Below are 2,861 nucleotides of genomic sequence, written 5' to 3'. Positions count from 1 at the left end.
GGCGCCGCAGGGGCGGGAGCCGGCGCTTCGGCGGTGGGCGGCGGTGACGGAGATTCGGCTTGCGCCAAGGCGTCCGGGATCAGCTTCATCGCGAAAAACTCTTGAGGTCTGAGCAAGATGACGCGCGCGCTTCGCCGCGGAGCGTCGCAACGCGCGCGGACTATAGCCGCTCACTTGCCGAAAGCAATGCGCGAAAAACAAGGCGCGCCGCGCTTGCGGCGCCCGTTGCGGGCCGTTTCGCAAGAAGGTCGAGCCTTCGGCCGCGCTGGCCAATGTGCGCGGGGCGCCGGCGGGCGGAAGGCGAGGCCGGTGCGCTGACGCACAGTTTTCCGGCGCTTTCCGGCGCAGGGTTCGATGCGCTCTTCTGAGCGCCTTATTGCTCATTAGTCAGGGAGAATGATCATGTTGAAGAAGATTTCAATCGCGGCGCTGCTCGCTGGAGCGCTTTTCGCCGCCGGGCCCGCGGCCGCCGGCCCGGGCTGGCACGGTCCCGGCTGGCACGGACTTGGTTGGCACGGCGGCTGGGGCTGGCATCGTCCCTGGGGTTGGGGCGGTGGCTATGGCGGCTATTGCTGGCGCTGGTGGTACGGCCGCTGGCATTGGGTGTGCTGATCGGCCATCCGACGCTTATTGCTTTACGAATTTATTTAAGAAGCCATTTCGCCTCTCCGGCCTAATCGCCGGAGAGGCCATTCGCCGCGTTTCATGCGGCTTGAAGCTCGAGCGCCAGGCCGCGCAGAAATTCGACGCAGGCGGCGAGCTCCGCGATCTCTATATATTCGTCCGGCTGATGCGCCTGGTCGATGCGTCCCGGCCCGCAGACCACGGCGGAGAGGCCGGCGCGCTGGAACTGGCCCGCCTCGGTGGCGTAGGGCACGGCGATCGTCGCATTGCGCTTCGCCAGCCGCAGCGCCAGCGTCTCCGCCGGAGAGCCCGGCTGGGGCGCAAGCCCCGGCACCTGGTTTTCCGTCGTCGTTTCGATTCCGGTATCGGGAAAATTTGCGAAGACGGTTGCGCGCAGCCCATCGCAAAAGTTCTCCAGACGATCGCGCGCCAAGTTCGGCGAAACGCCTGGCAGGCTGCGAAACTCCCAGAGGAATTCGCAGTCCTTGGCGACGATGTTGCGCGCCGTGCCGCCATGGATGACGCCGACATGGATGGTCGAGAAGGGCGGATCGAACCGCCCGCTCGGATCGCCTTCCGCCCGCAGCTCCTCGCCGATGCGGTCGAGTTCGCAAACGAGCTTGCAGGCGACGTGCACGGCGCTGACGCCGCGATGCAGATTGGCCGAATGGATTTCGAACCCGCGCACCCGCGTCACATGGGTCGCGACGCTTTTATGGGCGTCGGCCACCTCCATGGAGGTCGGCTCCCCGACGACGACGGCCGAGGGACGCGGCAGATCGACGCCGAGCCGCGCGATCACGTCCAAGGGGCCGAGACAGGTGGTTTCCTCGTCGTAGCTGAGCAGAATATGGATCGGCCGCGCGAGGCGCGCCGATTTGAATTCCGGGATCATCGCCAGACAGGCGGCGTCGAAGCCTTTCATGTCCACGGCGCCTCGGCCATAAAGTCGGCTCGCGTCGCGGCGGAGGACGAAAGGGTCCGCGCTCCAGGCTTGTCCCTGGACCGGGACGACGTCCGTATGTCCAGAGAGCACCACGCCGCCGGGCGCGCCCGGGCCGATGGTGACGAAGAGCGCCGCCTTGTCGCCCCTGGCGTTGGGCTGGCGCACGAAGGCCACGTCCTGCTCGCGCAAATAGGATTCGACGAAGTCGATCAGCGGCAGATTTGATTTCGAGCTTTCGGTGTCGAAGGCCACGAGCTTCGCGAGGAGGTCGATGGCGCTTTCGAGGCGGCTCATCCGCTTCCGCCTCAGTTCAGCGTCGGATGGGACAAGGGGCTGTCGAGCGAGAAGGCGGGGACCTCGACGTCGAAGGTTTCGCCGGCGCTGGTGACCATCCGGTAGCTCCCCTGCATCAGTCCCGAAGGCGTGCTGAGGGGGCAGCCGGAGGCATAGCGAAAGGTCTCGCCCGGTTCGAGCACGGGCTGCTCGCCGACGACGCCGGGACCGCGCACTTCCTCGCGGCGGCCTTCGGCGTCGATGATGATCCAGTGCCGCGAGACGAGCTGCACGCGCACGCGTCCCAAGTTAGCGATCTCGATCGTATAGGCCCAGAAATAGCGGCCTTGATCGGGATCGGAGCGATCCGGCAGAAAGTCGGGCAGGGCCGTAACCTGAATGTCCCTAGTGATGGCGATATACATGGCGACGGAGATTAGAACGCGCTGCGCCAAAGGGAAATGGTTTTGAGCGAGCATCTTGCGACTCGACGGCCGCAAAATTGGGCGCCGAACCCCTGTTGCGCAATTGACACATCTCAAGCTTTTTGCGCCTGAGCCCGCCCGCCGCATATTGGCGCGGCAAGGTAACGTGTACATAACGATCTGTCAGTTTTGCGTCAGGAGAGGGAATGAGCCTGTCGTCGCTCCGCGCGCTCTTGCTCGCGCTCGCAATGGTCGTGCAGGCCATTGCGGGCGGGGCGAGCCTCGCGCAAGCCGCGCCTCCCTCGCCCGAGCGCGCGTTCGCCGCGCCCTGCCATGAGCGCTATGCTCCCGACGACTCCGGCCCGGCGGAAAAATCCGGCCATCATCGCCACTGCCAATCCTGTTGTCTCTGCGCCGAGCCCTGGCACGCCTGGGTCGCTGACTGGACGCATGACGCCTCGGCCCCCGTCGATTACGCGCTGATCGACTTCGGCGCGACGGATTTTTCGTCGCCGGCGGCGCGCGCCGTTCGGTCGCATTGCGCCCGGGCGCCCCCCGCCGCCCGCGCCTGACGGCGTCGGGCAGGCGCGCGC

The 2,861-nt window shown here is 66.3% G+C and carries 4 protein-coding genes; 2 read left to right on the top strand and 2 right to left on the bottom strand.

Annotated elements, in window-relative coordinates:
* Positions 1–402: 402 nt before the first annotated feature.
* Positions 403–612, top strand: a complete 210-nt coding sequence (locus V3H18_RS16455; RefSeq protein ID WP_332083165.1) for a hypothetical protein — start codon at positions 403–405, stop codon at positions 610–612.
* A 91-nt stretch (positions 613–703) separates the two neighbouring features.
* On the opposite strand, the gene argE is transcribed toward V3H18_RS16455, so the two are convergent.
* Positions 704–1,864 carry an acetylornithine deacetylase gene (argE, locus tag V3H18_RS16450; protein WP_332083164.1) on the bottom strand — a complete coding sequence of 387 codons (1,161 nt, stop codon included), beginning with the start codon at positions 1,862–1,864 and terminating at the stop codon, positions 704–706.
* 11 nt (positions 1,865–1,875) lie between these two features.
* Positions 1,876–2,268, bottom strand: a complete 393-nt coding sequence (gene apaG / locus V3H18_RS16445) for a Co2+/Mg2+ efflux protein ApaG (protein WP_332083166.1) — start codon at positions 2,266–2,268, stop codon at positions 1,876–1,878.
* Between the two features lie 206 nt (positions 2,269–2,474).
* On the opposite strand from apaG, the gene V3H18_RS16440 reads away from it, so the two are divergent.
* A complete protein-coding gene (locus V3H18_RS16440; protein WP_332083163.1) occupies positions 2,475–2,840 on the top strand; it encodes a hypothetical protein in 366 nt (121 codons plus the stop codon).
* The last annotated feature ends 21 nt before the right edge of the window (positions 2,841–2,861 follow it).

Source organism: Methylocystis borbori (genome assembly GCF_036576025.1).
Lineage (GTDB): Bacteria > Pseudomonadota > Alphaproteobacteria > Rhizobiales > Beijerinckiaceae > Methylocystis > Methylocystis borbori.
Note: the sequence above shows the minus strand (reverse complement) of the source record. Positions and strands in the feature narration are given on the sequence as shown.

Bases quoted from the DNA above. Each gene is read 5' to 3' on its own strand.
- V3H18_RS16455 (WP_332083165.1), top strand. From the start codon at position 403: ATGTTGAAGAAGATTTCAATCGCGGCGCTGCTCGCTGGAGCGCTTTTC.
- argE (WP_332083164.1), bottom strand. From the start codon at position 1,864: ATGAGCCGCCTCGAAAGCGCCATCGACCTCCTCGCGAAGCTCGTGGCC.
- apaG (WP_332083166.1), bottom strand. From the start codon at position 2,268: ATGTATATCGCCATCACTAGGGACATTCAGGTTACGGCCCTGCCCGAC.
- V3H18_RS16440 (WP_332083163.1), top strand. From the start codon at position 2,475: ATGAGCCTGTCGTCGCTCCGCGCGCTCTTGCTCGCGCTCGCAATGGTC.